This window comes from Streptomyces spectabilis, assembly GCF_008704795.1.
Lineage (GTDB): Bacteria > Actinomycetota > Actinomycetes > Streptomycetales > Streptomycetaceae > Streptomyces > Streptomyces spectabilis.
In genome coordinates this window covers 7,782,834-7,809,069 of record NZ_CP023690.1, presented here as the reverse complement: position 1 = coordinate 7,809,069, position 26,236 = coordinate 7,782,834, and the positions used below count along the sequence as shown (strand labels likewise).

The 26,236-nt window shown below is 74.8% G+C and carries 16 protein-coding genes; 10 read left to right on the top strand and 6 right to left on the bottom strand.

Annotation, left to right across the window (positions count from 1 at the left end):
• The first annotated feature begins 123 nt into the window (after window positions 1-123).
• Window positions 124-1,329: a hypothetical protein gene (locus CP982_RS33975; RefSeq protein ID WP_242785928.1), complete on the top strand. Its 1,206-nt coding sequence runs from the start codon at window positions 124-126 to the stop codon at window positions 1,327-1,329.
• Entirely contained in the window at window positions 1,326-1,724 is a 399-nt protein-coding gene (locus tag CP982_RS33970; RefSeq protein WP_150513961.1) for a hypothetical protein, read from the top strand. The genes CP982_RS33975 and CP982_RS33970 overlap by 4 nt, the downstream gene beginning before the upstream one ends.
• Here CP982_RS33970 and CP982_RS33965 read toward each other — a convergent pair.
• Window positions 1,619-4,159, bottom strand: a complete 2,541-nt coding sequence (locus CP982_RS33965; protein ID WP_229878593.1) for an ATP-binding protein — start codon at window positions 4,157-4,159, stop codon at window positions 1,619-1,621. The two genes, CP982_RS33970 and CP982_RS33965, sit on opposite strands and share 106 nt — an antisense overlap.
• 220 nt (window positions 4,160-4,379) lie before the next feature.
• Here CP982_RS33965 and CP982_RS33960 point away from each other — a divergent pair, with 220 nt between their 5' ends.
• Together CP982_RS33960 and CP982_RS33955 are read left to right on the top strand one after the other, a co-directional pair.
• Entirely contained in the window at window positions 4,380-7,436 is a 3,057-nt protein-coding gene (locus CP982_RS33960) for an AfsR/SARP family transcriptional regulator (RefSeq protein ID WP_150513960.1), read from the top strand.
• A 360-nt stretch (window positions 7,437-7,796) separates the two neighbouring features.
• Complete coding sequence (locus tag CP982_RS33955) at window positions 7,797-8,096, top strand: YciI family protein (protein WP_150513959.1); 300 nt, start codon at window positions 7,797-7,799, stop codon at window positions 8,094-8,096.
• Between the two features lie 7 nt (window positions 8,097-8,103).
• Here the strand turns inward: CP982_RS33955 and CP982_RS33950 are convergent, their stop codons facing one another.
• Complete coding sequence (locus tag CP982_RS33950; protein ID WP_150515855.1) at window positions 8,104-9,171, bottom strand: WD40/YVTN/BNR-like repeat-containing protein; 1,068 nt, start codon at window positions 9,169-9,171, stop codon at window positions 8,104-8,106.
• A gap of 351 nt (window positions 9,172-9,522) precedes the next feature.
• Here CP982_RS33950 and ssgD point away from each other — a divergent pair, with 351 nt between their 5' ends.
• Window positions 9,523-9,939, top strand: a complete 417-nt coding sequence (gene ssgD, locus CP982_RS33945; RefSeq protein ID WP_150513958.1) for a spore wall synthesis regulator SsgD — start codon at window positions 9,523-9,525, stop codon at window positions 9,937-9,939.
• Window positions 9,940-9,952: 13 nt separating this feature from the next.
• On the opposite strand, the gene CP982_RS33940 is transcribed toward ssgD, so the two are convergent.
• A complete protein-coding gene (locus CP982_RS33940; RefSeq protein WP_150513957.1) occupies window positions 9,953-10,786 on the bottom strand; it encodes an isocitrate lyase/PEP mutase family protein in 834 nt (277 codons plus the stop codon).
• 376 nt (window positions 10,787-11,162) lie between these two features.
• Between CP982_RS33940 and CP982_RS33935 the strand changes: the two genes are divergently transcribed.
• Both CP982_RS33935 and CP982_RS33930 read left to right on the top strand, forming a co-directional pair.
• A complete protein-coding gene (locus CP982_RS33935) occupies window positions 11,163-12,839 on the top strand; it encodes an ABC-F family ATP-binding cassette domain-containing protein (protein ID WP_150513956.1) in 1,677 nt (558 codons plus the stop codon).
• Between the two features lie 10 nt (window positions 12,840-12,849).
• Complete coding sequence (locus tag CP982_RS33930; protein WP_150513955.1) at window positions 12,850-15,138, top strand: ATP-binding cassette domain-containing protein; 2,289 nt, start codon at window positions 12,850-12,852, stop codon at window positions 15,136-15,138.
• Window positions 15,139-15,179: 41 nt separating this feature from the next.
• On the opposite strand, the gene CP982_RS33925 is transcribed toward CP982_RS33930, so the two are convergent.
• On the bottom strand, window positions 15,180-15,989 hold the full coding sequence (locus CP982_RS33925; protein WP_229878595.1) for a DUF4394 domain-containing protein: 810 nt from the start codon (window positions 15,987-15,989) through the stop codon (window positions 15,180-15,182).
• A 360-nt stretch (window positions 15,990-16,349) separates the two neighbouring features.
• Between CP982_RS33925 and CP982_RS42730 the strand changes: the two genes are divergently transcribed.
• Window positions 16,350-17,936: a PucR family transcriptional regulator gene (locus CP982_RS42730; RefSeq protein WP_229878597.1), complete on the top strand. Its 1,587-nt coding sequence runs from the start codon at window positions 16,350-16,352 to the stop codon at window positions 17,934-17,936.
• A gap of 126 nt (window positions 17,937-18,062) precedes the next feature.
• Window positions 18,063-19,031 carry an acyl-ACP desaturase gene (locus tag CP982_RS33910; protein ID WP_150513953.1) on the top strand — a complete coding sequence of 323 codons (969 nt, stop codon included), beginning with the start codon at window positions 18,063-18,065 and terminating at the stop codon, window positions 19,029-19,031.
• 395 nt (window positions 19,032-19,426) lie between these two features.
• On the opposite strand, the gene CP982_RS33905 is transcribed toward CP982_RS33910, so the two are convergent.
• The gene (locus tag CP982_RS33905; protein ID WP_150513952.1) at window positions 19,427-22,852 is read right to left on the bottom strand and encodes a hypothetical protein; all 3,426 of its coding nucleotides are present in this window, start codon (window positions 22,850-22,852) and stop codon (window positions 19,427-19,429) included.
• A 191-nt stretch (window positions 22,853-23,043) separates the two neighbouring features.
• Between CP982_RS33905 and CP982_RS33900 the strand changes: the two genes are divergently transcribed.
• Window positions 23,044-25,515, top strand: a complete 2,472-nt coding sequence (locus CP982_RS33900; RefSeq protein ID WP_150513951.1) for a glucosidase family protein — start codon at window positions 23,044-23,046, stop codon at window positions 25,513-25,515.
• Window positions 25,516-25,573: 58 nt separating this feature from the next.
• Here CP982_RS33900 and CP982_RS33895 read toward each other — a convergent pair whose 3' ends face one another.
• Window positions 25,574-25,834, bottom strand: coding sequence for a WhiB family transcriptional regulator (locus CP982_RS33895; RefSeq protein WP_150513950.1), 261 nt, complete (start codon window positions 25,832-25,834; stop codon window positions 25,574-25,576).
• Between the last annotated feature and the right edge of the window lie 402 nt (window positions 25,835-26,236).

Below are 26,236 nucleotides of genomic sequence, written 5' to 3'. Positions count from 1 at the left end.
CCACCGCTTCGCGCGCGCCCCGGCGTTCTGCAAGGTTTCGGCAAGGCGCGGGCAAGGCTTCCGTCCGCGGCGCCGGGCATGTCCGTCCGCAGAGTCCGTCTCACACCACACCGGGGGGATCCCGTGGAACGTACGCAGTGGCTGACGCTGCCCGGCTGCAAACGCGTCCTCGTCGTCGTGCACACCGAGGTGTACGGGCAGCGCCTGGGGGACCTGCTGCCGCTCCTGGAGTCCGACCTGCGGGTCCAGGTCGACTTCACGGTGGCTCCGCACGCCTTCAACGCGGGCGCGCCGCGCTCCCTCAAGGCGCTCGGTGCGCCGGTCCTGCCCTGGCGCGCCGCGCTGCGCGGCGACTTCGACCTGGTGCTCGCCGCCGGGTCGCAGGGCGTGGAGCGGCTGCGCGGCCCGCTGGTGAGGCTGCCGCACGGCGCGGGCCACATGAAGCTGTCCAGGCCCCTGGACGACCGGGACCCGGGGGCGCCGCGCACGGTCGGTGGGCTCGGCCCCCAGTACCTGATGCGGGACGGGCGGGTCGTCCCGGCCGCGCTCGCCCTCGCGCACGAGGACGACCTGGCGACGCTGGGGCGCTGCTGCCCCGCCGCGCTGCCCGTCGCCGAGGTCGTGGGCGACGCGACGTACGACCGGATCGTGGCGAGCCTGCCGCTCAGGCGCCGCTACCGGGCGGCCCTCGGTCTGCGCGGCGGGCGCAAGCTGCTCCTCGTCTGCTCGACGTGGGGGCCCGGCTCGTCCTTCAGCCGGTTCGACGCGCTGCTGCCGCGGCTGCTGACGGAGCTGCCGCGCCAGGAGTTCCAGGTGGCCGTCCTGGTGCACCCGAACGTGTGGGCCGGGCACGGGGACTGGCAGGTGCGCTCCTGGCTGGCCGCGGCGCGGCGGCACGGCATCGCCGTCCTGCCGCCGGAGGCCGACTGGCGGGCCCCGCTGATCGCCGCGGACTGGGTGATCGGCGACCACGGCTCGGTGACCCTGTACGCGACGCTGACCCGGGCCGCCGTGCTCCTCGCGCGCTTCCCCGAGGCCGATGTCGACCCGGCGTCGCCCGGGGCCGAGCTGGCCAGGGTCGCCCCGGCCCTGTCGTTCGCGCGCCCGCTGCCGGAGCAACTGGCGTACGCGCGCGCCGAGTACCCGGGCGAGCGGTACGCGCGGATCGGCCGCCGCATCTCCTCGGAGCCGGGCCGCTTCGGGCGCAACGCCCGGCGGCTGCTGTACCGCGTCCTCGGCCTCGGCGAGCCCGCGTACGCGCCCGCCCTGCCGCCACTGCCGGTGCCCCGTCGCGGCGCGCGCGGCGGCAGGGACGAGGTGCCCGCGTGAGGGGGCCCGTGCTCGTGTGCTTCGACGCCGAGTGCCGCGGCGGCGCGGGCGAGGCCTGGCGGGAGTGCGCGGACGTGCTGTACGGCAGCCGTCCGTACGGCGCGGCCGAGGTCCCGGTGGTGGCCGGGCGGCTCCTTCGCAGGTATCCGGGGTGCGCCCTGGTGGCGCTGCGGGTCCGGGGCGGTGGCCGGGTCGCGGTGGAGCGCGGCGGCGCGCGCCGCTCGGACGCCGGGGGCGGTGGCGTCGGCGCCCTGCTCGCCTTCGCCGTCGCGGCGCACGGCCGGCTCGTTCAGGAGGAGTCCGGCGGCGTCCGCGGGGCGGCGGCGTCCGGCGGCGGGAGCTGTCGGATCCGGCGGGTCAGGCGGTCCACGTCCGGCGCGCCCGCCGACGTGTAGCGGGTGAGGGAGCGCTCGTACCAGTGGAGGGCCGTGCCCGTGTCCCCGCGGCCCTCGGCGCTCTCGCCGAGCATCTCCAGGACCCGGCCCTGCCAGTGCGCCGCGCCGGTGGCCTCGAACTCGGCGAGGGCCGCCCGCAGTTGCTCCTCCCCCGGGGCGCGCTCGCCGCCGCCGATGAGGGTGCGGCAGTGGCCGATGAAGGCCAGGGCGCGGGCGGCGTCGTACGGGTCGTCCTCGGCGAGCAGGTCGACGCGGGCGCGCGCGAGCGGTTCCAGGGCGTCGTCCGGGCGGCCCGCGGCCAGGGCGACGTCGCCGAGGCAGATCCGGGTCAGCGCGGTGCCGCGCCGGTGGCCGACCGCCTCGCGTAGGGCGAGGGCCCGCTCGAAGTGCTCGGCGGCCTCCGCGAGGCGCCCGGCGAGCCGGCAGGACTGGCCGATGCCGTGCAGGGCCTGGGCCTCGGCCCGGTGCGCGGCCGCCAGGGCGGGGCCGCCGCCGTCCGGGTGCCCGGTGAGCCGGGCCGCCTCGTCGCGGGCCGCGCGCAGCGCCTGGGTGAACCAGGCGATCGCCTCGTCGTGGCGGCCCACGTTGCGAAGGCCGGTGCCGCCGGAGGTGAGCATGCGGCTCTCGCCCTCGCGGTCGCCCGCGCGGCGCGCCGCCGCCAGGCCCCGCTCGTGCGCCTCGATCCACAGGTCGTAGGGGCGCAGGCGCAGGAACATGGGCCACAGGGCGTCGGCGAGCTGCCACACGACGGCGTACATGCCCTTGGCCTCGGCGGTGCGCAGCACGGCCATGAGCTGGGTGCGCTCGGCGTCGAGCCAGCGCAGCGCGCCGGGCGCGTCCGCGAACGGCGGCTCCTGGGCGACGGGTTCGGCGTAGTCGCGGCGCAGGGTGCGGTGGCTCGGGCTCAGCAGGGCCTCGGCGGCGGTCGCGGCGGCGAGGTGGAAGTCCACCACGCGCCGCACCGCGGCCGCCGCTTCGGCGGCCGTCTCCTCGGCCTCGGCCAGGCGCTGCGCGTGGGCCCGCACCAGGTCGTGGAACCGGTAGCGGCCGAGGCCGGTGCGCGGGTCGGGCCCGAGGTCCTCCAGGAGGTTCACCTCGGCCAGTTCGTCCAGGACGTCCAGGGCGTCCTCGGGCGGGCCGAGGCGGCAGGCGGCCGCCGCGACCTGCGCGGTGAGCACGGCGACCGGGGCCAGGCCCAGACAGCGGTAGCAGCGGGCGAGTTCGGGCTCCAGCTGGCGGTACGAGGCGTCGAGGGCGCCGCGCACGGCGTACTCGCCCTCGATGCGCAGCGCGTCAAGGGCGGGCGCCGCGCCCCGGCCGAGCGCGCCCGCCATCGCGGCGAGGGGCTGGCGGGGCCGGGTCGCGAGCCGCGCCGCCGCCACGCAGACGGCGAGCGGCAGGCCCGCGCAGGCCCTGGCCACCTTGAGCGCCGCGTCGGGCTCCCGGTGGACGCGGTCGGCGCCGACCCGGCGGCTGAGCAGCCGTACGGCGTCCTCGGCGGCGAGCACGTCTAGGGGCTGGAAGGCCGCGCCGTCCATGCCGAGGCCGGTCAGGCGCCCCCTGCTGGTGACGACGGTGAGCGCGCCGTGCGCGGCGGGCAGCAGCGGGCGGACCTGGGCGGCGCTCAGCGCGTTGTCGAGCAGCACGGCGATCCGCGATCCGGCGGTGGCCGTGCGCCACAGGGCCGCGCGTTCGCGCAGCTCCGCGGGCGGCCGCTCGTGGCCGAGGGCGCGCAGGAACTCGCCGAGGAGTTCGTTCGGCCGGGCCGGGCCCTCGTCGGCGTGGCCGCGCAGATCGGCGTACAGCTGGCCGTCGGGGAAGGCGTCGGCGTGGGCGAGCAGCCAGCGGCGGGCGAGGGCGGTCTTGCCGACGCCCGCCGGTCCGCTGATGACGACGATCCGGGAGGCGTTCCTGGCGGTGCCCACATGCCCGTCGAGCGCGGCGAGTTCGGCGCTGCGGTTGGTGAAGTGGGCGGGCACGGGCGGGAGTTGGCGCGGCGGTGGCGCCACGCGGGACCGGGACGCGGGGTGGATGTGGACGTCGCCGTGGATGCCGTGGGCCTGGAGGACGGGGCCGGTGACGTGGGCGCCGGGGCCGATGGCGTTGGCGGTGGTCGCGTCGGTCCCGGGGCGCCGGGGCACGTCGTGCGGCCGGGTCGGGTACCGGCCCGGGTCGGCCAGTTCGGCGAGCCAGGCCGTCAGCGCCCGGGCCAGCGGGGCCCGCACGGCCGCGTCGGCCGCGAGGGCCTCGGCGACGGAGCGCACGACCTCCGGGTCCCGGCGCCCCGCCTCCGTCGCCGCCCAGGCGCGCACGAGCGCGGCCGTGGCGGGCGCGGCGGACGTCCGGGCGAGCGCGCGCAGGGCGTCGCGGTGGTGCGGCAGGGCGGCGGCCCGCGGCAGGGCGGCCATCAGCGCGACGGCCGTCACCTGCTCCATTCCGCCGCCCTTTCCCCGCTTCACCGTGGCCGTGCGCGTTACCGTTCCAGCGTTGTACCCGCCCGCATCTGATCGAATAACTAAGCAATCCGAACGACAAAGCAAATCAAGCCAATAAAAGAAGTCGCACCCTCTTCCCATGTGAACGATATGGACCGCGTGCGATTCTTTAACGCCCAACCAGAGCGCGAGCCGACCTGCGGAGCACCGGGAGGCACTGGTGGACTTGGGCATTCGCGTCCTCGGCCCCGTCGAGCTGCGCGGCGCCGGGCCGGGCGAGCGCCTCGGGTCGGCGAAGGAGCGCCTCGTCCTCGCGGCCCTGGCGCTCGACGCGGGCCGCCCCGTCTCCCTGGACACCCTCATCCACCGGCTGTGGGACGACGCGCCGCCCGCCAAGCCGCGCGCGAGCGTGCACGCGTACGCCGCCCGCATCCGCCGCCGGCTCCGGGCCGCCCACGACGGCGAACTCCTCCTCCAGCAGGCGCACACCTACACGCTCGCCCTGCACCCGCGCCACGTGGACTGCCACCGCTTCGCGGAACTGGCCGACCGCGCCCGGGTCCTGACCGACGGCGGCGGCGACGCCGAGGCCCTCGGCCTGCTGCGCGAGGCGGAGGAGCTGTGGCGCGGCGAGCCGCTGGCCGGACTCCCGGGCCTGTGGGCCGAGCGGGTGCGCGCGGGCCTCGAGGAGAAGCACCTCGCCGCGCACCTCACCCGCTTCGGCATCGAGCTGCGCCGGGGCCACTTCGCCGAGCTGGTGCCGGAGGTGGGCGCGCTCCTGGAGCAGTACCCGAGCGACGAGACCCTCGCCTGCCAGCTGATGACCGCGGCCTACGGCTGCGGGCGGCAGTCCGACGCCCTGCGCGTGTACGACACCGTGCGGCGAAGACTGCGCGAGCAGCTCGGCACCGACCCGGGCGACGCGCTCACCCGGCTGCACCGGCTCGTCCTGAACGGCGCCCCGCTGCACGAGCTGCTCCCGCCGCCCGAGCCCGCCGTGGCCGCGCCCCGCACCCTGCCGAGCCACCCCGAACTGGTCGGTCGCGAGCACGAGTTGGCCGCCATCCTCAGCGCCGCGCCCGCGCAGGCCGCCCCCGGCGCCGTCATCACCCTGCAGGCCGTCTCCGGCATGGCCGGGGTCGGCAAGTCCCTGCTCGCCGTGCACGCGGCCCGGCACCTCGGCGGCCGCTACCCCGACGGCCAGATCCATCTGGACCTGCGCGCGCACTCCCCCGGCCAGGAGCCGCTCGCCCCCGAGGCCGCGCTGCGGGCGCTCCTCAGGGTCCTCGGCGTCCCGGCCCGCGCGATCCCCGACACCCTGGACGAACTCGTCAGCCTGTGGCGTACGTTGCTCAGCACCCGGCGCGCGGTCATCGTCCTGGACGACGCGGCGGGACCCGAGCAGCTGCGCCCGCTCCTTCCCGGCGCCTCCCCCTCGCTCGTGATCATCACCAGCCGCCGCCGGATCACCGGCCTTCCCGGGGTGCGCCCCGTGCTGCTCGACGTGCTGCCGCCGGACGACGCCGCCGCGCTCTTCCGGCGTCTGGCCGGGCATGAGCGCACCGGCCGCGCGCACGAGGTCGCGGACATCGTCCGGCTCTCCGGATATCTGCCCCTCGCCATCGAACTCGCCGCCGGACGCCTCGCCTCGCGGCCCGCCTGGACCACCGCGAACCTGCTGCACCGGCTCACCCACGGGCACGGCCGCCTCGCGGAGATCCGCGACGGGAGCCGCGAAATGGTGCGCGCGTTTGAAGTCTCGTACATGACATTGACGACCGAAGAGCGGGCGGTTTTCCGGAGGCTCGGGCTCCAACTCGGGCCGGATTTCGAAACGTTCACGACGGCGGCGCTCACGGGGCTTCCGGCGCGCCGGGCCGAGCGCGTCCTGGAGTCCCTCCTGGACGCGCACCTCATTCAAGAACCGAAGCCGGAGCGCTACGTCTTCCACGATCTGCTGGGTGAATATGCGCGCACGCTTTCACTGTCCGAAGATCCGGCCGACGAACGCGACGGGGCGTTGCGCGGGTTGATCGATTTCTACGTACAGGCATCCGACGCCGCGGACCGTCTGGTCTATCCCCGCCGGGCCCGCCCCGACCTGCCCCGCCCCGCCCGCGGCCGCGCCACTCCCGCGTGGCCGGGCCCCGACGCGGCCCGTCACTGGCTCACCGCGGAGCGCCCGGGTCTGATCGCCGCGGAACGCCACTGCCGCACCGAGGGCGCCACCCAGGACGCGGCCCTGCTGGCCGGCGCACTGGCCAACTTCCTCGACGAGGAGGGCTACTCGGCCGAGGCCCAGCGGATGCACGAGTCCGCCGCCCGGCACTGGCGGGCCGTGCACCGCCCCGACGCGGAGGCCCGGGCCCTGCTCGACCTGGGCTCCGCCCTGTCGCGCTGCGGGCGCTACGACGAGGCCTTCACCGCGGTACGGCGCGCACGCCAGGTGGCGGACCGGCTTCGCGACTCGGCGGTGCAGGCGGAGGCGCTGCACCTGCTCGGCCTGCTGCACTGGAACCTCGGCCGCCTGCCGAAGGCGCTCGCCCTGCAGAACGAGGCGCTGGCCCTGCGGCTGCCGACCGAGGACGCCTGGCAGATCGCCCGGTGCCGGAACAACCTCGGCATCACCCTGCTCTATCTCGGGGATTTCCGACTGGCCGAGGATCATTTCCATGCCGCGCTGGCGGGGTTCCGTACCGCAGGCGACGAACTCATGCGCGCCCGGGTACTCAATAACTGCGCCGATCTCAAAACCGCCGTCGGCGACCAGGAATCCGCGAGGAAACTCCTGACCGCCGCCCTGGAAATCTTCACGGAACTCAGCAGCCCGTCGGCGCGCGCCATCACTCAGGTCAATCTGGCGAACACCATGGATTCCCCCGCGGAACTCAATCGGATGCTTGATCTCTACCGGGATTCCCTGGCCACGTTCCGCCGCCTCGGCGACCGGCGCAACGCCTCCATCACCTTGCACGGCATCGGGCTCGCCCTGCACGCGGCGGACCAGTTCCTGGAAGCGGCCGCGCAGCACCGGCACGCACTTGACCTGGCCCGCAGCATCGGCGCGGCGCACGAGGAAGCCCAGGCGCTGCACGGCATCGGCGCGGCCGAACAGCACCTCGGGCAGTATGCGGCGGCCGCCGCGCACTTCGCCGAGGCGATCGCGACGGCGGAGCGGACGGGCAGCGAGCCGGAGGCCGCGAGGGCACGGGCGAGTCTGGACGCGCTACGCGCGCAGAACTCAGCGCGAGAGGGCAGCGGGGCACAGCAGCGCTGACAGCGGCATCAATACCAGAGAAGACGCCCCGGATCTCCGCATCAAAAATATTCCACCCGGGGGGTTGCATGCGTCCGCTCGACCGCGATAAAACATGGCCGCCGCGGCCTGATCAACTGAAATCGCACAGCAAATGCAAAGGATCCGATGAACCAAAGTCCCAACAATGGCGCAGCAGCCATTGTGACTACCCTGCTGGGCGCCGCGCTCGCCGCTTCCATCTGCATGCCCACCTGGTCGGCCCCGTCGGCCGACGCACAGAACGAAAGATCCCATTCCCGCGCCGAGTCCGACGCCGCGGACCCCGACGGCGCCTGACCCCACCCCGGTACGCCGGCCGGGGCGGAGTAGCCTCCCTGCATGTTCGTCATGGAGCTCACCTACACCGCCCCGGTCGACCGTGTCGACGCCCTGCTCGCCGAGCACGTCGCATGGCTCGACGAGCAGTACGCCGCCGGGGTGTTCCTCGCCTCGGGGCGGAAGAACCCGCGGGACGGCGGGGTGATCCTCGCCGTCGGGGACAGCCGCGCGGAGATCGAGGAGGTCGCGGCGCGGGACCCCTTCGTCACCGGCGGGGTGTGCACGTACCGGATCACCGAGTTCCTCGCCACGAAGACGGCGCCCGCGCTGGCCGGCTACCGGCAGCGGCTGCCCGCGTGAGCGGGGCTCAGCGCGGTTCGAGGCGCGCCACGCGACCCTTCTCGCCCGCCGCCCAGCAGCCCAGGTCGGGGGCGCAGTCCACGGTGTCGTACGAGCCGCCGTCGACCGTGCGCCAGGAGCGCCCCGCGTCCGTCGTGAGGTCGGTGCCGGTGGGTCCGACGGCGAGGGCCGTGGTGCGGCTGTACGGAAGCCAGGCGACGCCCGAGCGGTAGGCGGGCACGGGCCGCGCGGACGGCCGCCAGGTGCGCCCGCCGTCGCGGGTCACGGCGGCGGCCCGGGGCGACGGCTCCCCGGCGCGGTAGTCGCCGCCGACGGCGAGCCCGTGCGTACGGTCGCGGAAGGCGAGGCCGAAGACCCCGCGCGCGGGATCCCCCGCCGGGATCGGCGCATCGGTGGCCGTCCAGGTCAGGCCCCGGTCGGCCGAGTGGAGGACCCGGCCGCGGGCGGCGCCGCCCGTGGCCAGCCAGACGTCGCGCGGGCCCGCGCTCACCAGGCACTGGCCGCTCGCGGCGAAGGCGCTCTCGCCGGTCTGGGCGGCGGGCATGCCCTTGTCCGGAAGGACCTTCCAGGAGCGGCCGCCGTCCGCGGTGGACAGGATGCGGTACTTGCCGTCCACCGGGTCGCTCAGGGCGAGGCCGTGGCGGCGGTCGAAGAAGGTCATGCAGTCGTAGAAGGCCCGGGGGTCGGGGTTGCGGAAGGACTCCGTCCAGGTCTGCCCGCCGTCGGTGGTGCGGTAGAGCCGCGAGGCCTCGCCCTCGCCGATCGCGAGCACCACGGCCCGGCGCCCGTCGAACGCCTCGACGTCGCGGAACTCCAGGCCCGCCGCGCCGGGCGGCGACACGTCCCGCCAGTGCGCGCCGCCGTCCGCGGTGCGCAGGACGGTGCCCTTGGACCCGGCAGCCCAGGCGGTGCTCCGGCTGACGGCGGCGAGACCCCGGAAGCGGGCGTCCGTCCCGGTGGGTTTGAGGTCCCAGGCCGGGGAGCCGCCCCGGTGGGCGGATGCCCCGGCCGAACCCACGGCTTCCGCCGCCCCGGCCGCTCCCGGAGCGACGAGTGACGTCGCCGCCAGCGCCACCGCGCCGAGCGCCACCCGCCATCCGCCCGCCCCGCGTCGCGTCCGACCTCGCGCCACACGTCCCGTACGCACCACACGCCCCCTGGAGTCCGTATGCCTCAGCTGCCCCGTGCCCCTCTTGGCGGGCGAAGCTAGCCCACGGCGCCGGTGGCGTCCAGATGGCCGAACCGGGGCACTCGGAAGGCCGACGGCTGGAACCGCGCCGCGGTTCGCGGTGTCGCGGTGACAGAGGTCACTCGGTCCGACGGGGCCGCGCATGCACGGATCTCCCGATTCCCACGTCTATTCAAGTGCGCGACCACCGTCGTGCACACCCAGGTCGTCCAGTCGCCAGAGTCAAGGGAGCAGGCCTTGTCCACTGTCATCGAGCAAGCCGTCGAGGCCCGCCTGGTCGCCGCGGCGCCCCGGATGCCGACCATCCCCGCCAGGCTCCACTACGACCAGCGGGACCCCTTCGCGGTGCGCATGAGCTTCCCGGCCCCCGCGACCCTGGAGGGCGTCGAGGTGCACTGGACGTTCGCCCGCGAGCTGCTCACCCAGGGCGTGGAGAGCACGGTGGGCGACGGCGACGTCCGCGTGCGGCCGTACGGCTACGAGCGCACGGTCCTGGAGTTCCACGCCCCCGAGGGCACCGCCATCGTGCACGTCCGCACCGGTGACCTGCGCCGGTTCCTGCACCGCACGATGGCCCTCGTGCCGGCGGGCCAGGAGCACCAGCACGTGGACCTGGACCAGGACCTGGCCGATCTGATGCGCGACGCCTGCTGAGGCTCGGCCGCTCTCAGCGGCCGAGCAGCCGGTCGAGCTCACCGAAGTCGAGTCCGCCCTCCAGCGATCCGTACGTGCCCCGAGTGAGCAGTTCCCGCGCCGCCCCGCGCACCAGCGCGTGCGCCGCCTGTGCGATGCCCGAGCCCACGCTGATCCGCGCCACCCCGAGCGCGGCAAGCCGTGCCACCGGCGGCGCCCCCGGGCCCGCCATCACGTTGACCGGCCCTTCGATCTTCGCGACCAGGGCCCCGACCGTCTCCGGGTCGACCACCCCGGGCACGAAGACGCCGTCGGCCCCGGCGTCGAGGAACGCGGCGGCCCGCTCCAGGGTCAGCTCAAGGCGTTCCCGCGCCTCCTCCCCCACGCCGCGCAGATAGGTGTCGACGCGCGCGTTCACGAACAGGGGCACGCCCGCCGCGTCGGCGGCTGCGCGCGCGGCCGCGATCCGCTCGGCCTGCTCGGCGACCGGCCGCAGCGGCTCGCCCCCGGCGTACCGGCCGTCCTCGATGTTCACACCGACCGCGCCCGCGGCGAGGACCGCCCGGACGGTGTCGGCGACGCCCGCGGCGTCCTCGGCGTAACCGCTCTCGATGTCGGCGGTCACGGGCACGGAGACCGCGTCCACGATCCGGGCCACGGCGCCCAGCGCCCGGTCGCGGGTGAGCCGGTCGCCGTCGCCCGCGCCGAGGGCCCAGGCGAGCCCGGCGCTGGTGGTGGCGACGGCGACGGCCCCCGCCGTCTCGACGAGCCGGGCGCTCGCGGCGTCCCAGGCGTTGGGCAGGACCAGCGGGGAGCCGGGAACGTGCAGGTCACGGAAGGCGGTCGCGTGGTCGGTCAGGTGCGTCATGCCCAGCACTCAACCAGCCCCCACCGCGCCGGGTCCGGCAGAAATCCGACACGATCGTCGACGGCGGCCGCACCGGAGCGGCGCACCGGGCCGGAGAGAAATTGCGTTGACAGGCCTTCCGGGCCCTTCTTACGGTGTACTCGCTTCTGTTGCCGCCGATTGGAGAAGGACGTTGCTCGTCTGAGGTCTTGAGACACCGCGTCACACAGCTGTCGACCGCTGTGTGCGTCGCGTGCGACCTCGGCGTACGAGCCGTCCCGCCCCGGCACAGGGCCCTCCTTCCGTGTCCGGCCCCTCAGGGCCCGGCACGCACGGCCCCCCGCGGTGTCTCACACGCGTTGCCCCCGTTCACGCCACCGAGCAACCGCGAGGCCGTATGTCTACCGTCCCCACCCCGTCCATCACCTGTACGTCGCTGTCCTTCGCCTGGCCCGACGGCGCCCCCGTCTTCGACGGTCTCCAGGCCGCGTTCGGCCCCGGCAGGACCGGCCTCATCGGCCGCAACGGCTCGGGCAAGTCCACGCTCCTGAAGCTCGTCGCGGGCGAACTCGCCCCGGGCGAGGGCACGGTGCGCACCGCCGACGACGTCGGCTATCTGCCGCAGAACGTCACCCTCGACACCGCGCTGCGCGTCGACGAGGTCCTCGGCATCGCGGGGACGCGCGCCGCCCTGCACGCCATCGAGGCGGGCGACGTCCGCGAGGAGCACTTCACCGCCGTCGGCGACGACTGGGACGTCGAGGAGCGCGCCACGGCGACGCTCGACCAGCTCGGGCTCGGCCGCATCGGCCTCGACCGCACCACGGGCGAGGTCTCCGGCGGCGAGTCGGTGCTGCTCCGCCTTGCCGCGCTGCTGCTGCGCAGGCCCGGCGTGCTGCTGCTCGACGAACCCACCAACAACCTGGACCTGTACGCCCGGCGCCGCCTCTACGCGGCCGTCGACGCCTGGTCCGGCGTGCTCGTGGTGGTCAGCCACGACCGCGAACTCCTGGACCGCGTCGACCAGATCGCCGATCTGCGGGACGGCGAGGTCACCTGGTACGGCGGGAACTTCTCCGCGTACGAGGAGGCCCTCGCCATCGAACAGGAGGCCGCGGAGCGCATGGTGCGCGTCGCCGAGGCCGATCTGCGCAAGCAGAAGCGCGAACTGGCCGACGCCCAGGTCAAATTGGCCCGGCGCAAGCGGTACGGCCAGAAGATGTGGGACCAGAAGCGGGAGCCGAAGATCGTCATGGGCAACCGCAAGCGGGCCGCCCAGGAGTCCGCGGGCAAGCACCGCATCCTGCACGAGGAGAAGCTCGCCGAGGCCAAGGAGCGCCTCGACGACGCGGTGGAGGCCGTGCGGGACGACGACGAGATTCGCGTCGACCTGCCCCACACGGCGGTGCCGCCGGGCCGCACCGTGCTCACCCTGAGCAATCTGGCGCTGCGGTACGGTGCCGCCGTGCGCGGCGAGTTCGAGATCAGGGGCCCGGAGCGGATCGCGCTCGTGGGCCGCAACGGCGCGGGCAAGACCACGCTCCTGCGGACCATCGGCGGCGACCTCGCACCGGTCGGCGGCGAAGCGCTCACCCATGTGCCGATGCGCTTCCTGCCCCAGCGCCTCGACGTCCTCGACGACGACCTGACCGTCGCCGAGAACGTGGCGCGGCAGGCTCCGGACGCGACCAACAACCGGGTCCGGGCACGCCTGGCCCGCTTCCTGTTCCGGGGCGCCAAGGCCGACCAGCGGGCGGCCACCCTGTCGGGCGGCGAGCGGTTCCGGGCGGCGCTCGCGGCGCTCATGCTGGCCGAGCCCGCACCCCAGCTGCTCCTGCTCGACGAGCCGACGAACAACCTCGACATGGCGAGCGTACGGCAGCTGTCGTCGGCCCTGGAGTCGTACGAGGGCGCGCTGATCGTGGCCAGTCACGACCTGCCGTTCCTGGAGTCGATCGGCATCACCCGCTGGCTGCTGCTCGACGGCGGGCTCAGCGAGCTGACGGGGGACCGCCCGCAGATCACGGCGGACCGCCCGGAAACACCGACAGAAGCTGTCGGGTATTCCGCCTAGCGTCGGAGGCATGTACGAAGCAACCGCCCATGACCACATCACCCTCACCGGAGCCCGCGAGAACAACCTGAAGGAGGTGAGCCTGCGCATCCCCAAGGGCAGGCTCACCGTCTTCACCGGCGTCTCCGGCTCGGGGAAGTCGTCGGTCGTCTTCGACACCATCGCCGTCGAGTCGCAGCGCCAGCTCAACGAGACGTTCACCTGGTTCGTCCGCAACCGCCTGCCGAAGTACGAGCGGCCGCACGCGGACGCCATCGAGGACCTGGCGCCCGCGATCGTCGTCGACCAGAAGCCGATCGGCGGCCACTCCCGGTCCACCGTCGGCACCATGACGGACATCTATTCGGTGATCCGGGTCCTGTTCTCGCGGCACGGCACGCCGAGCGCGGGCCCGGCCACCGCGTACTCCTTCAACGACCCCAGCGGCATGTGCCCCGAGTGCGCCGGGCTCGGCCGCACCGTGCGGCCCGACTACGACCGCATCCTGGACCCCGGCAAGTCCCTCGCGGACGGCGCGATCCTGTTCCCGCCGTTCGCCGTCGGGACCTGGCAGGGCCAGACGTACACCAACACCACGGACCTCGACCCGCACAAGCCGGTCCGCGACTTCACCGCCGCGGAGCGGCGCTTCCTGCTGCGCGGGCACCCCGGCGGCAAGAAGGTGAGCGTGGACAACACCGGCGGCGCCCGCGACATCGACTTCGAGGGCCTCGCCGACCGGTTCGAGCGCCTCTACCTCCACCGCGACCTGTCGGCACTCTCCCAGCGGACCCGCGACCTGGTCCAGGGCTTCCTCGTCGAGGGCCGCTGCCCTGCCTGCGCGGGCGCGCGGCTCAACCCGGCGGCGCTCGCCAGCCGCGTCAACGGCCTGAACATCGCCGACTGCGCCCGGATGGAGGTCACCGACCTCATCGCGGAGCTCGGGCGCGTCGACGACCCGGTCGCGGGCCCCGTCGCACGGGCCGCCGTCGCCGCGCTCGAACGCGTCGAGGCGATCGGCCTCGGCTACCTCAGCCTCGACCGCGAGACCTCCACGCTCTCCGGCGGCGAGGGCCAGCGCCTGAAGATGGTCCGGCACCTGGGCTCCAGCCTCACCGGGATGACGTACATCTTCGACGAGCCGAGCGTCGGACTGCACCCGCGGGACGTGGGGCGCCTGGGCGACCTGCTGCTGCGCCTGCGCGACAAGGGCAACACGGTCCTCGTCGTCGAGCACGACCCGGACGTCATCGCGATCGCCGACCACGTCGTCGACATGGGCCCGGCCGCGGGCAGCCACGGCGGCCTGGTCGTCTTCGAGGGCACCCCGGACGCGCTGCGCGCCGCCGACACGCTCACCGGCCGCTCCCTGCGGCGCGCCACGGGCGTGAAGGAGCACCCGCGCGAGCCCGTCGGCGACACCTGGATCAAGGGCGCGGACCTGCACAACCTCCAGGACGTGAGCGTACGGGTGCCCACCGGCGTGCTCACCGCGGTCACCGGCGTCGCGGGCTCGGGCAAGAGCACGCTCGTCTCCGAGGTGTTCACCGCCCAGCACCCGGACGCCGTGGTCGTCGACCAGTCCGCCATCGGCATCTCGGGCCGGTCGACCCCCGCGACCTACCTGGGGATCATGGACCGTGTACGGGCCCTGTTCGCCCGGCACACGGGCGCGGAGCCGGGCCTGTTCAGCTTCAACTCCAGCGGCGCGTGCGAGAGCTGCCAGGGCCGCGGGATCATCTACAGCGACCTGGCGTTCATGGACCCGGTGACGACGACCTGCGAGGCGTGCGAGGGGCGGCGCTTCAAGCCGGAGGTGCTCCGCCTGACCGTGGGCGGCCGCTCGGTCGTGGACGTCCTGGACATGACCGCCGAGCAGGCCCTCGCCTTCCTGGCGGACTTCCCCGACCCGGCGGTGCGCCGCCGCCTCGGCGCCCTGCGGGACGTCGGGCTCACCTACCTCACGCTCGGGCAGCCGCTGAGCACCCTCTCCGGCGGCGAGCGCCAGCGCATCAAGCTCGCCACCCAGCTGCACAGGACCGGGACGACGTACGTCCTGGACGAGCCGACGACCGGTCTGCACATGGCGGACATCGACGGGCTCCTCGCCCTGCTCGACCGGCTCGTCGACGCCGGGAACACCGTCCTGGTCGTCGAGCACAACCTGGACGTCGTCAAGCACGCCGACTGGGTCATCGACCTCGGACCGGACGGCGGCAAGCACGGCGGCCGCGTCGTCTTCGAGGGCACGCCGCGCGAACTGCTCGCCGCCGACGGGTCGTTCACGGCGGAACACCTCCGGCGGGCGGTGGCCGCGTAGGCCTTCACCGCGGCCCGGCTGCCACCGGGCCGCGGCGGGGCTCACTTGCCGGTGAGGGAGATGGCCAGGTCCGTGATGTCCACGGGGAACCGGCCGATGAGTTCGGTCTCACCGGTGAACAGGTTAACGTTGTAGAGGCTGGGTTTCACCGTGCCGGACGGCGGACCGAGGATGGCGAAGCCCGCGTTCGAGACCGCCTTGCCGCCCGAGAGGGTGCTGTAGATGTCGAGTCCCGCGTTGGGCCCCGCGTCGACACCCAGCGAGCCGACCGGTGACAAGGTGCCGTTGTTGGCCGGGGCCTGGACGGCCAGTTGGTCCGTCTTGGTGTCGACGTCGAACAGCAGGGTGCCAGTGGCCCCGTTCAGGTCGTTGTTCGTGTAGGCGGCCGCGCTGACGCCCCTGGTCCACCCGGGTATGGGCGGGGTGGTGAGGACGCCGTCCTCGACCGTGGTGTGGTCGTTCAGGTTGTGCCGCAGGTTCTGGCCGTTGTCACTGATCACGCGGAGCCGGTCGGCCGCCGGATTGAAGTCGACGCCGAAGTTGGCGCCGTACAGATCGAACTGGAGCTGGGAGACCTTGGTGGCGGTCGGCTCCGGAACGTAGGGCGGCCACTCGAACGTGTAGATCCCGCCCTTGTCACCGACCCCGTACAACTTGCCGTTCTGGACCCGGAAGTCGATGCCGACCATCTTCTGATCGCCCTTGAGGCCGACGATCTCCCGCACCCAGTCCAGTTGCCGCGGGTTGTCGGTCTTGAACGCGGCCATCAGGAGGCCGTCGCCGCTGATCCCGAACGCCTGCAGGCTGGGTGTGGCGGCGGGCGCCGCCGAGCCGCTGCCGGGTGCGCCCATCACGAGCGCTGTCGACGCGGTGAGGACTGCGATCGCCGCCGCGCATCTCCTCCTGGCGCGCGTTCTGCTAGGAACCTTCATCAGTGTTTCCCTCCCGTTGTTGCCGGAATGCGTCTTGGGGCGAGTACGGGTTCTCCCGGTCGCCACGGTGTTCCCCCCACGGGCGGGTGCGCGGTTCCCATTAAGCCCAGGTCACCTGGGGCCGACAAGCGGATCCAGGGACAACGGCGCCCCGTCCGGGGAACTTTGCGCACGGTGACAAACGGCCGCCCGCCCCCGCGGCCGAAATGTGTGCGACGTGTGAACGCCGACCGGTTTCCCCCTGTCGGGCCCCTCGCGCGCGATGGCATGCTCGCCGCCATGGGGAGCCTCTTCGCCGAGCTGGCCCGGCAAGCGGCGAACAGCGCGCGCCGGGAGGTCGAGGCGTACGCGCGCGAGATCCCGGAGTTCGCCTCCCTGGACGCCGACGCCCGCGCTCGCGCCGAGACGCTGGAGTACGCGGTGTGGCTGCGCCGCCGCACGCTCGAACTGGCCCCGGGCAACAGCGCGTTGACCCCGGGCGACCTCGACCTCATCGCCTCCATGGGCGAGGTACGGGGCGGCTCTGGCATGTCCCTGGAGTCACGCCAGCGGGTCCTGTGCCTGCACACCGCGCTGATGCTGCGCGAGATCAACGAGGCGGTCGACGCCCAGCGCGGCGGCGGCGCCGAGGAACTCCTGCGGATGATGGGCTGGTTCGCCCCGCAGGGCGAGCGCGGCATCGGCGCCTACTGCCGGGGCTTCGTGACCGCCCTGCGCCGCCGACTCCCGTACGTCGAGCAGGTCGCCCTGCTCGCCAGGTCGCTCCTCATCCACGACCCCCTGGCGACGGAGCTGGCCCCGGCCGTGGGCATGGAGCTGCCCGAGTACTGCGCGGTGACGGTGATCCGGGTGCCGGACGGCCGGGGCGGCCCCGAGGTCGAGGTCGAGGCCCTGGTGAAGAGCCACCGGGTCCCGATCGTGTGGTGCCCGGCGGGCGACGGGGGCGGGGAGCTGATCGCGCTGGTGCCGGACGGCGAGGCGGGGCGGTTACGTGTGGCGACTGATCGTGCGCATGGCGCTACGGCTACTGCGGCTGGACCGGCGCCCGCCGCTGCCGATGTTGGACCTGTGCCCGCCGCTGCCGCTGATGCGGCTGGTCATGCGTCTACCGCTACCGCCGCTGGACCTGCGCCTGCCGCTGCCGCTGAAGCGGCTGGTCGTGCCTCTACCGCTTCCGGTGATGCGCCTGTCGCTGGCGCGGCTGGGCGTGCGCCTGGCGCCCCGTCCGCGCCGGGGCGCGCGCCTGCTTCCGCCGCCGCCGCGACAGGTCGTGCGCCCGCTGCCGGTGATGCGACTGGCCGGGCACCTGCTGCCTCCACGGCAGGGCATGGGCCTGCCACCGCCACGACCGCGCCCGCGCCCGGCCCCGGTTCCGCGTCCAGCCTCGGCCTGGACCCCGTGCCCGAGCTCGCCCTCGACCTCGTGCGGGACTTCGCCGGCGCCCTGGGGCGCCCCTGCGCCGCGGGGACCGCCACCGCGCCGCTCGCGGAGCTCTCCGACGCCCTGAGCCGGGCCCGGCGGATCAGCCGGGCGGCCCCGCTGCGGCAGGCCCCCGCCCGCCTCCGACCGCTCACCACGGCGGACGCCTTCGTCGAACTCGCCGTCGTGGACGTGCCGTTCGTCGACTCCTGGCTCGCTACAGTGGCCCGGCACCTCGAACCCGGACCGGACCTCGTCGTCACCCTCGACACGTACTACCGCTACGACATGGACCGGGGCGCCGCGGCAGCCGCCCTCAACGTCCACCCCCGCACCCTGGACTACCGACTGCGCCGAGTACGGGAGCTCACCGGCCTCACACCGGGCTCGACGCGCGGCGTACGCGTCCTCAGCGCGGCCGTCGCACGGCGCCTGGCCGTGCGCTGAGACCACCGTCACTCTTTACGACGGGTTTAACCTACGGGAACGTAACCTACGATGCCGTAGGTACCCCGCTCGCGGCGCCCCGTGCCGCACCCCCCCTTCCGTCCCCACCCCCTTCCTGGAGACCCCGTGACGCTCACTTCTCCCCACCTCGGCAGCCCGGACACCTGGACCGACGCCCGGTTGCTGTACGCGCTGGAGGAAGTGGTCGAGCAGGAGCTCAACCGCCATCTGAAGGTCGCCAAGGACTGGATGCCGCACGAGTACGTGCCGTTCTCCGACGCGCGCAACTTCCCCGGCCAGTTCGAGGACGGCGAGGCCTGGGAGCGGGGGCAGTCCCCCGTCACCGACGTCGGCCGCATCGCCCTCGTCGTCAACCTCCTCACCGAGGACAACCTCCCGAGCTACCACCACGAGATCGCCACCCTCTTCGGACGGGACGGCGCCTGGGGCACGTGGGTGCACCGCTGGACCGCCGAGGAGGGCCGCCACGGCATCGTGATGCGCGACTACCTGCTCGCGTCCCGCGCCGTGGACCCGGACGAGCTGGAACGCTTCCGGATGGCACACATGAGCGAGGGGTTCGAGTCGGACAACCGCCACTCGATGCTTCACTCGGTCGCGTACGTCGCCTTCCAGGAGCTGGCCACCCGGATCTCCCACCGCAACACCGGGCACCAGTCCGGCGACCCGGTCTGCGACCGGATGCTGGCGCGCATCGCCACCGACGAGAACCTGCACATGGTCTTCTACCGCAACCTCCTCAAGGCCGCCTTCGAGCTCGCGCCCGACGCCACGATGATGGCCGTACGGGACGTGGTCGTCGGCTTCCGCATGCCCGGGCACAGCATCCCCGGCTTCGAGCGGGCCGCCGCGAAGATGGCCATCGGCGGGGTGTACAACCTGCGCATCCACCACGACGACGTGCTCCAGCCCGTGCTGCGCTTCCTCAAGGTCATGGGCATCACCGGGCTCGGCCCGGAGGGGACCCGGGCCCAGGAGGAGCTCGGGCTCTTCCTCGACGGGCTCGACGGGGAGGCGCGGCGCTTCGACGAGCGGCTCGCGGCCCGACAGGCCCGCATCGCAGCCCGAGCCTGAGACCGCCCCGGCCACCAGCCCACCCGCTACCGCGGCGGGCCCCTCCCACCCGCCCACCCGAAGCTCCCCAGCCTCGCCCGGCCGGGCCCCGACGCTCCGCGCTGCCGCCGAGTGGGTGGTGCCGCCGCTACCGCGGCGGGGCTTCTCCCACCCACCCACCCGAAACCGCCCAGCTGCGAGAGGCCGGGCCCCGACGCCCCGCGCTGCGGGTGGGGGCGGGTGGGCGGGACCGCCCCGGACTGGCGGGCGGCCTCCCTGCTGTGGGCAGTCGTCCCGCAGGGCGAGTGGGGTATCCCCTGCTCGAGCGAAGCCGAGAGCTTGGCGAAGGGTGGGCACAGCGCCGAGGTGCCGAGCAACCGTGGCAGCAGGGGCGCAGCCCCGGCCAGGGCTGTCGCCTAAGGCAGAGGCACCGCCAGCGCTGCGGCCCTGGTGTCGGGGAGGGGGTGGTGGCGCAAGGTGGTCAGGAGGGTGCGCCAGGGCGGGGGCCAGCCGGTGCGGGAGCCCAGGGTCTGGGCGAGGGAGACGGCGAAGAGGGGGCGGGCGGGCCCGGGGCCCGCGGCGAGGGCCCGGGCCACGGGCAGCAGGGCCGCCTCGGCCAGGGAGGCGTCCGCCCCGGCCAGGCGCTCCGCAAGGCCTCGCGCGGTCTCCGCGACCAGCACGGGCCGCCCGTCATGCAGCACCGCGACCCGCTCCAGGTCCCGCCCCGTGTCACCCCCGGCGACCTCCACCGCGGCCACCAGCAGCCGCACGGCCTGCGGCCTGAAGTCCTCGTAGGCAGTGAGGAGTTCCCCCGCGCGCCGGGCCACCGACCGCCCCGTCACCCCCTGCGCGGACGCGAGCCGCGCGACCACGTGCTCGACCCGCCGCCGCGCCGCCATCCCCGGCTCCCCGGGCACCGCCGCGAGCGCGTCGAGCGCCGCGCACAGCGCCCCGTCGCCGCCGACGGCCGTGACCGCCGCCGCGACCAGTCCGTCCGCGGCCGCCAGCCATACAGTCCGGCCCCGTTCCAGGTCCGCGCAGGCCGCGCCGAGCACCTCCGCCGCGGCGGCCGACCACGGCGCCCACCGGGGCAGCGCGCCGAAGGCGAGGACCGCGGTCTCGGCGTCCCCGGCGGCGCCCACGTCGCACACGAGGCGGGCGTACCGCTCCCGGTGCGCGGGCGCGACGTCGAGGGGCCGCATCCGCAGGACGGCGTACCGCGGCGCGAGGTCGTCCCGGACGGCGTCGGCGAGCAGCTCCCCCACGGGCGCCTCGCCGAGCAGCCCGCCGCAGCACGCCACGCACGCGGCCCGGACGTCCGGGTGGCCGCCGGGGGCCCGGTACGCCTCGCGCAGCAGGGCCGCGGCCGTCGCCGCGGGCAGCCGGGTCGCCGCGAGCCGGGCGGCCTCCTTGCGGCTGGTGACCTTCGCCCCGGGCCCGACGAGGACCTCGCGCAGCGGCCCGGCGAGGAGCGACGGCGCCACGTACTGCGAGGCCCGGTTCACCGCGTACACCGCGACCCGCGCCCGGTCGTCGCCCGCGTGCGCGAGCAGCGCGGGCACGGCGTCCCCCGGCCGGTCGGTGTGGGCGAGCGCGGCGAGGCCCGCCTCGGCGAGGCGCACGTCGGCGGACGTGCTCCAGTGCCGGACCAGGTCCGCGCCGGCGCCGGGCGCGGCCGCACAGCGGCCGAGCGCGGCGGCGCGGTCGGCGAGCGGCAGCTTCCCGTCGGCCACGGCGGCCCCCAACTGCCGCGCCCACGCCTCCTGTTGCCGCGCGGTCCAGCGCCGAAGCGCCCTGGAGTCGGCGGGCAGCGTCCAGGCGGACTCCTCGGGCAGGAAGCGGCCGTACGGCGGCTCCGTGCCGAGCAGCGGGTCGAGCAGGTCGGTGCGGCGGTGGGTGAGGACGGTGTGCACGGGGGCCAGGGCGGCCGCCGACGGCTCCCGGGCGAGGACGCGCGCGACCCGTTCGTCGCGGTCGGCCGAGGTCTCCGCGCCGTCGAGCCACAGCCCGATCGCCGTGGCGGCCGTGGGGTTGTCGCCGAACCGGATCGCCTGCCACAGCAGGTCCTGGAGCCCGGCCATGCCCCGCGCGCGGCGCCCGACGGCACGGGCGAGGGCGAACGCCAGGCCGTGGTCCGCCTTCTCGGCGCCCGCCTCGGTCCAGGGCCGCAGCGCCTCGTACACCGCGTTTTCCTGGCCGCGCCGCAGCACCCGGTCGAGCCGCCCGAAGTCGGCGCGTCCGGTGCTGCCGGTCAGCCGGGTGAGCGTACGCAGGCCCCAACTCACCAGCTCGGTGCGCGCGTTGGCGGCGTGCTCGCGCAGCACGGCGAGCGCGAGGGAGCTGAGCGCGTCCCGGGTGTCGTACGAGCAGTCGCGCGCGGCCAGGGCGTCGGTGACGAGCCGGTCCAGGTGCGGTACGGCGTCGTGGGTGAGCAGCGCGGGCCGTACGGTCGACAGGGCGTACAGGGCCTCGGAGCGCACCGGGTCCTGTTCGTTGGTGAGGCGCTCGGCCATGTCCCGTACGACGAGGGTGACTTCGGCGGCGTCGCGGGAGCGGGCCGCGTTGCGGACGAGGAACGGCCAGGCCTCGGCCCGGTCGTCGGCGACGGGGCGGCGCGTCGCGGCGACGAGGCGCTCGCGGACCTCCGCACAGGGCAGATAGGACTCGGCGGCGAGCACGGTGGTCCAGTACGCGCCGTCCGCGCGGGCCCGGTCGGCGACGCGGCGGGCCTCGTCGGCGGCGGCGTGGCGCGGCAGCACGTCCCAGAGGACGCCGTCGACCGTGGCGGGCCCGGCGCCCCGGCCCTCGACGGCGGCCGCGTACAGGGCGGCCCTGACGGCGGGCGGGTGTGCCGCGAGCAGCCGGGCGAGGGCGGCGGAGTCGTCGGCGACGGAGCGGGCGTAGGCGGTGAGTTCGGGGCCGTCGCGCCGGGCGAGGCGGCGCAGTACGGACCGGGTGAGACGGCCGCTGCCGCGGAGCGCCGCGCCCCATTCACCGGTGAGGAGGCGCAGCGTGCGGTCGGGCGCGACGGCCGCGAACGCCGCGAGATGGGGCAGGAGTCGAGGGGGGAAGCGCGTCGGCGCGTACCGCTCCAGGAGGTCGAGCACGCGCCCCGGATCGTGCTCCGCGCCCGCCTCCAGAGCGGCCGCGCACCGCTCCCAGCAGGCGTCGCGCAGCGCCTCGGGCGCGGCGGCGAGCTCGCGCGTGAGGACGTCGAGCAGGACGCCGTGGTGCCGCTTGGCGAGGACGCTCGGACCGCGCACGGCGTGCAGGACCTCGGGCAGCAGCCGCACCACGACGTCCTCGGAGCAGCCGGGCAGCAGCCGCGCCGCCTCGGCGTCGCCCCAGTCGCGCCGGACGCCGTCGACGAGCCGGTCGGCGAGCGCGGTGCGGCGCCCGGCGGCGAGCGCGCGCAGGAGCCGGCGGCGCACCGCCCGGGGCGCGTCGGCAAGGGCGGCCTCGAAGGCGGCGTCCGGCACGCCCACGGCGTCGGCGGCGCGCAGGGCGTGGCCGCGGACGAACGCGTCGGGGTCGGCGAGGCGGGCCGCGATCCACGCGGTGTCCCCGGCCATGGCGGCGAGCAGGACCGCGATGCCGCGTTCGTAGGCGCGCCCGGGCAGATACGGCACCGCGCTGTCGCGGCCGCGCCGGGCCAGGCCCCATCGGCGGCCGGGCTCGGGCGGGGGCGCGCCGCCGCCCTCCAGCGCCTCCAGGAGCGCCCGCACATCCCCGTACCGCTCCCGCCCGACGCGGGCGAGGCGGCGCATCCGCTCCGGGTGGGGCAGCGGGTCGAGGTCGGCGAGCAGGCGGGCGGCCGCAGCGGCCGGGTCAGGGCGTGCCATGCGGCGATTCTGCCCGTCCCGGCCGGGCCGCCGTAGCGATTTACGGCCCACGACGGCGGTGCCATGTTGTGGTGGTGCGCCCCGAAGGGGCGCGGGGAACGGCGCGATCAGCCCCCGACGGCCCGCAGGCAGGACCGATACACCGAGCGAGGCGGTCGGGCACCGTCATCGACCCCTGGGGGTGGAAAGGCGTGGCACAGACGCACGAGTGGATGTTCTACGAGGTCATGTGGCGCGGCTGGGCGGACCGGGCGCGGGTGCCGTATCCCGTGCCGTGGTGGGCGCAGGCCGCGTTCCGGCGCTGGAGCGACGACTTCGACCGGGGCACGTACGCGTCGAAGGAGGCCGCCTTCGCCTCCAACGCCCTGTACCGCTACTGGCACATGGTGGGCGTGAAGGACCACCGTCAGGAGTCCCTCGTCGGCCAGGCGGGCGAGGTCGAGCCGGTCTACGACAAGTACTGTCTGACGTTCTTCCTCTACGACCCGGCGGCGGGCACCGTGCGCCTGCCGCAGCTCGCGGAGGGCGGCACGGTGGAGCAGCGGATGCAGGCGCCGCACCTGCCGGTGGTGGTGACGACGTTCCGCACGGCGGACGGCGTCGCGTGCGCGCAGCGGACGTTCGCCACCGCGGTCGGCGCGCGCCGGCGGGACCTGGCCGTGACCCGCGCCGCGGTGAGCAGCCCGGACGGGCACCCGCGCGAGGGCTGGCTGTGCGCGGCGGTGCTGCCCGCGGGGCCGAGCGGGTTCCAGCGGCACGACCGGCACGGCGAGCAGCTCACCGACCGGCGCCTGACGTTCCTGCGGTACCTGCCGGACGAGGCGCGGGTGGAGACCAACAGCGGCTGGGGCCCGGTGTTCGACGCCCCGCCGGACCACTACGGCGTGTACGGCAACCCGGACTTCACCACGGACCCCGCGGCGTATCTGGTCCGCAGCCCCTTCCACGACCTGGTCACCGGCGGCAAGCTCAACGCGGCGCTCCAGGCGCAGGACCAGGTGGCGGGGTTGTGCAGCGCGGCCTTCGCGTGGCCGTTCCGGGTCGCGGACGACGAGGTGTTCACCCTTGACGTACGGCTTCCGGTCGACCTGTACAGCGGCGCGGACGACCTGGCGGAGCTGCGCGCGACGCCCGCCGCGGACCTGGAGGAGGCCAACCGGGCGTTCTGGACGGCGAAACTGCTCGGCCAGGGCGTGCGGCCCGAGCTGCCGGGGCCCGTGGCGCACCTGGCCGACGGCTTCCGGCAGGCCCGGGCGCAGCTGCTCGTGCTCTCCGACCACGGGGAGATCCATCCGGGCCCGACGGTGTACGACTCGTTCTGGATCCGCGACTCGTCGGTGGAGGCCACGGCGTGCTCCCTCGTGGGCGACACGGCCCTCGCGGAGCACCAGCTGGGCACGCACTACCCGCTGCGGTTCAACCGCGGCACGGGCCGGATCGGGCCGTGCGCCGAGTACGGCTTCTACGGCGGTCCGCACGAGAAGGACGACCGCGAGTGGGACAGCAACGGCCAGGCGCTGTGGGCGATCGGCCGCTTCGACCGCACGCGCGGCCGCGACGCCGCGTTCGGCGCGAAGCTCTACGCGCCGTACGTCGTCGACGCCGCGCGCTGGCTGCGTGACAACCGGGACCAGTACGGTCTGCTGCACAGCGGCTGGAGCGCCGAGCACCTCGGCGAGCGGGACAAACCGCACTACTGGGACGACCTGTGGGGCCTGGCGGGCCTCTACGAGGCGGCCCGGCTCGCCGAGCGCCTCGGCACTCCCGAGGTGGCCGAGCTCTGGGCCGCGTTCGACGACCTGAAGCGGGCCACGGCGGCCTCGATCCGCTGGGTCCTCGCCGAGCAGCGGCGGCGCGGCGACTGGGAGACGTACATCCCGACCGGGCCCGGTGACGTGGGGCGGCTCGACTCGACGATGATCGGCGCGGCGGCGTACTTCCATCCGCTGCGGCTGCACATGGGCGGCAAGCTCGGCGACGACGTCGACCGGGCGGCGCGCTTCACCCTCGACACGATGTACGCGCACTTCGTCACCGGCGGCTTCCGGCACGAGGCGGCCTGGAACGCCTACGGGCCGTATCTGACCATGCAGCTGGCGCACGCCCTTCTGCTGGCAGGGGATCCGGCGCGGATGGACGCGCTGCTCGGCTGGACCGTGGCCGCCGCGTCGCCCCGCACGGAGGGCCGGGCGGTGGCGCTCGGCGCCTGGAACGAGCAGCATGCCTTCCCCATCGCGTCCGACTACGGCGAGGTGCCGCACCGCCACTGGTACATGGGCGACATCCCGCACGGCTGGGCGGCGGCGGAGTATCTGCTCCTGGTCCGCGACATCCTCTTCTTCGAGGCGGACGAGGACCACGACCCGCACGTGTACGTGGCGCCGGGCGTGCGCCCGCACTGGGTGCCGGACGGCGCGGCGGTGGCCGTCGAGGCGGCGCCGACGCTGTTCGGCGCGCCCTTCGGCTACCGGCTCGCGCACGACGCGGGCGAGCGCACGGTGACCGTGGACGTCACGGACGTGCCGCAGGGCGTGCGGTACGTCTATCCGTGCCGCTTCGGCCCGGTGCGGGCCGCGACGGCCGACGGGCGCGCGCTGCCGGTCGCGGGCGACGACGTGCACGTGCCTGCGGGCACGGAGAGGTTCACGGTCACATACGGCTGAGTCGCATACGGCTGAGTCGCATGCGGCTGAGCCACGCGGGGCTGAGCCGCCGGGGCGCTCAGGCGGAACGCGAGACCCTCTCGCGCCGCAGGCTCTGCCGTTCCTTCTCGGAGAGCCCGCCCCACACGCCGAACCGCTCGTCGTTGTCCAGTGCGTAGGCAAGACAGGCGGAGCGCATGTCGCACAGGCGGCAGATGCGCTTCGCCTCGCGCACCGAGCTGCCGGGGTCGGGGAAGAAGAAGTCGGGTCCGGTCTGCGCGCACAGCGCCTGCTCCTGCCAGGCCAGTTCGGCTTCGGTCACCGTGGTGTCAATGTGCATGCAGTGATCGTGGCCGACAGCGCGAAACAACGGATCAACGTTCGATCAACGAGGCGCGCCAGGCCCCCGGGGCAGGGGACGACCGACCGTTCGGCATGACCCACCCTAGGGGCCGGGGCGGGGGCCCGCCGCACCTTTCCGCGCATCGGGCGCGTCGCGCCGCGTTCCTTCAAGAGCTGCCGCGTTCCTTCATCCGCGAGCTGCCGACCACGCAGCGTCACCACCGCTCGTCGCCGATCGTCGGATTCCCGTCACCCTCCGGAGGGTCTCGTCATCACCTTGTGAAGCCGGGGGAGATTCTGAGAGCGCTCTCAGTCACACCTCTTGACGCCGCGATTCCGGGGCCACGACAGTGGGGGCACCTCGAGGCACCATCGCGCAGCCGGGCCCGCTCCTGCTCAC

What these genes read in the sequence shown, in the direction of transcription:
- CP982_RS33930 (WP_150513955.1), top strand. Translation starts at nt 12,850, where the DNA reads ATGTACGAAGCAACCGCCCATGACCACATCACCCTCACCGGAGCCCGC.
- CP982_RS33935 (WP_150513956.1), top strand. Translation starts at nt 11,163, where the DNA reads ATGTCTACCGTCCCCACCCCGTCCATCACCTGTACGTCGCTGTCCTTC.
- CP982_RS33955 (WP_150513959.1), top strand. Translation starts at nt 7,797, where the DNA reads ATGTTCGTCATGGAGCTCACCTACACCGCCCCGGTCGACCGTGTCGAC.
- CP982_RS33965 (WP_229878593.1), bottom strand. Translation starts at nt 4,159, where the DNA reads ATGGAGCAGGTGACGGCCGTCGCGCTGATGGCCGCCCTGCCGCGGGCC.
- CP982_RS33925 (WP_229878595.1), bottom strand. Translation starts at nt 15,989, where the DNA reads ATGGGCGCACCCGGCAGCGGCTCGGCGGCGCCCGCCGCCACACCCAGC.
- CP982_RS42730 (WP_229878597.1), top strand. Translation starts at nt 16,350, where the DNA reads ATGGGGAGCCTCTTCGCCGAGCTGGCCCGGCAAGCGGCGAACAGCGCG.
- CP982_RS33905 (WP_150513952.1), bottom strand. Translation starts at nt 22,852, where the DNA reads ATGGCACGCCCTGACCCGGCCGCTGCGGCCGCCCGCCTGCTCGCCGAC.
- CP982_RS33940 (WP_150513957.1), bottom strand. Translation starts at nt 10,786, where the DNA reads ATGACGCACCTGACCGACCACGCGACCGCCTTCCGTGACCTGCACGTT.
- CP982_RS33895 (WP_150513950.1), bottom strand. Translation starts at nt 25,834, where the DNA reads ATGCACATTGACACCACGGTGACCGAAGCCGAACTGGCCTGGCAGGAG.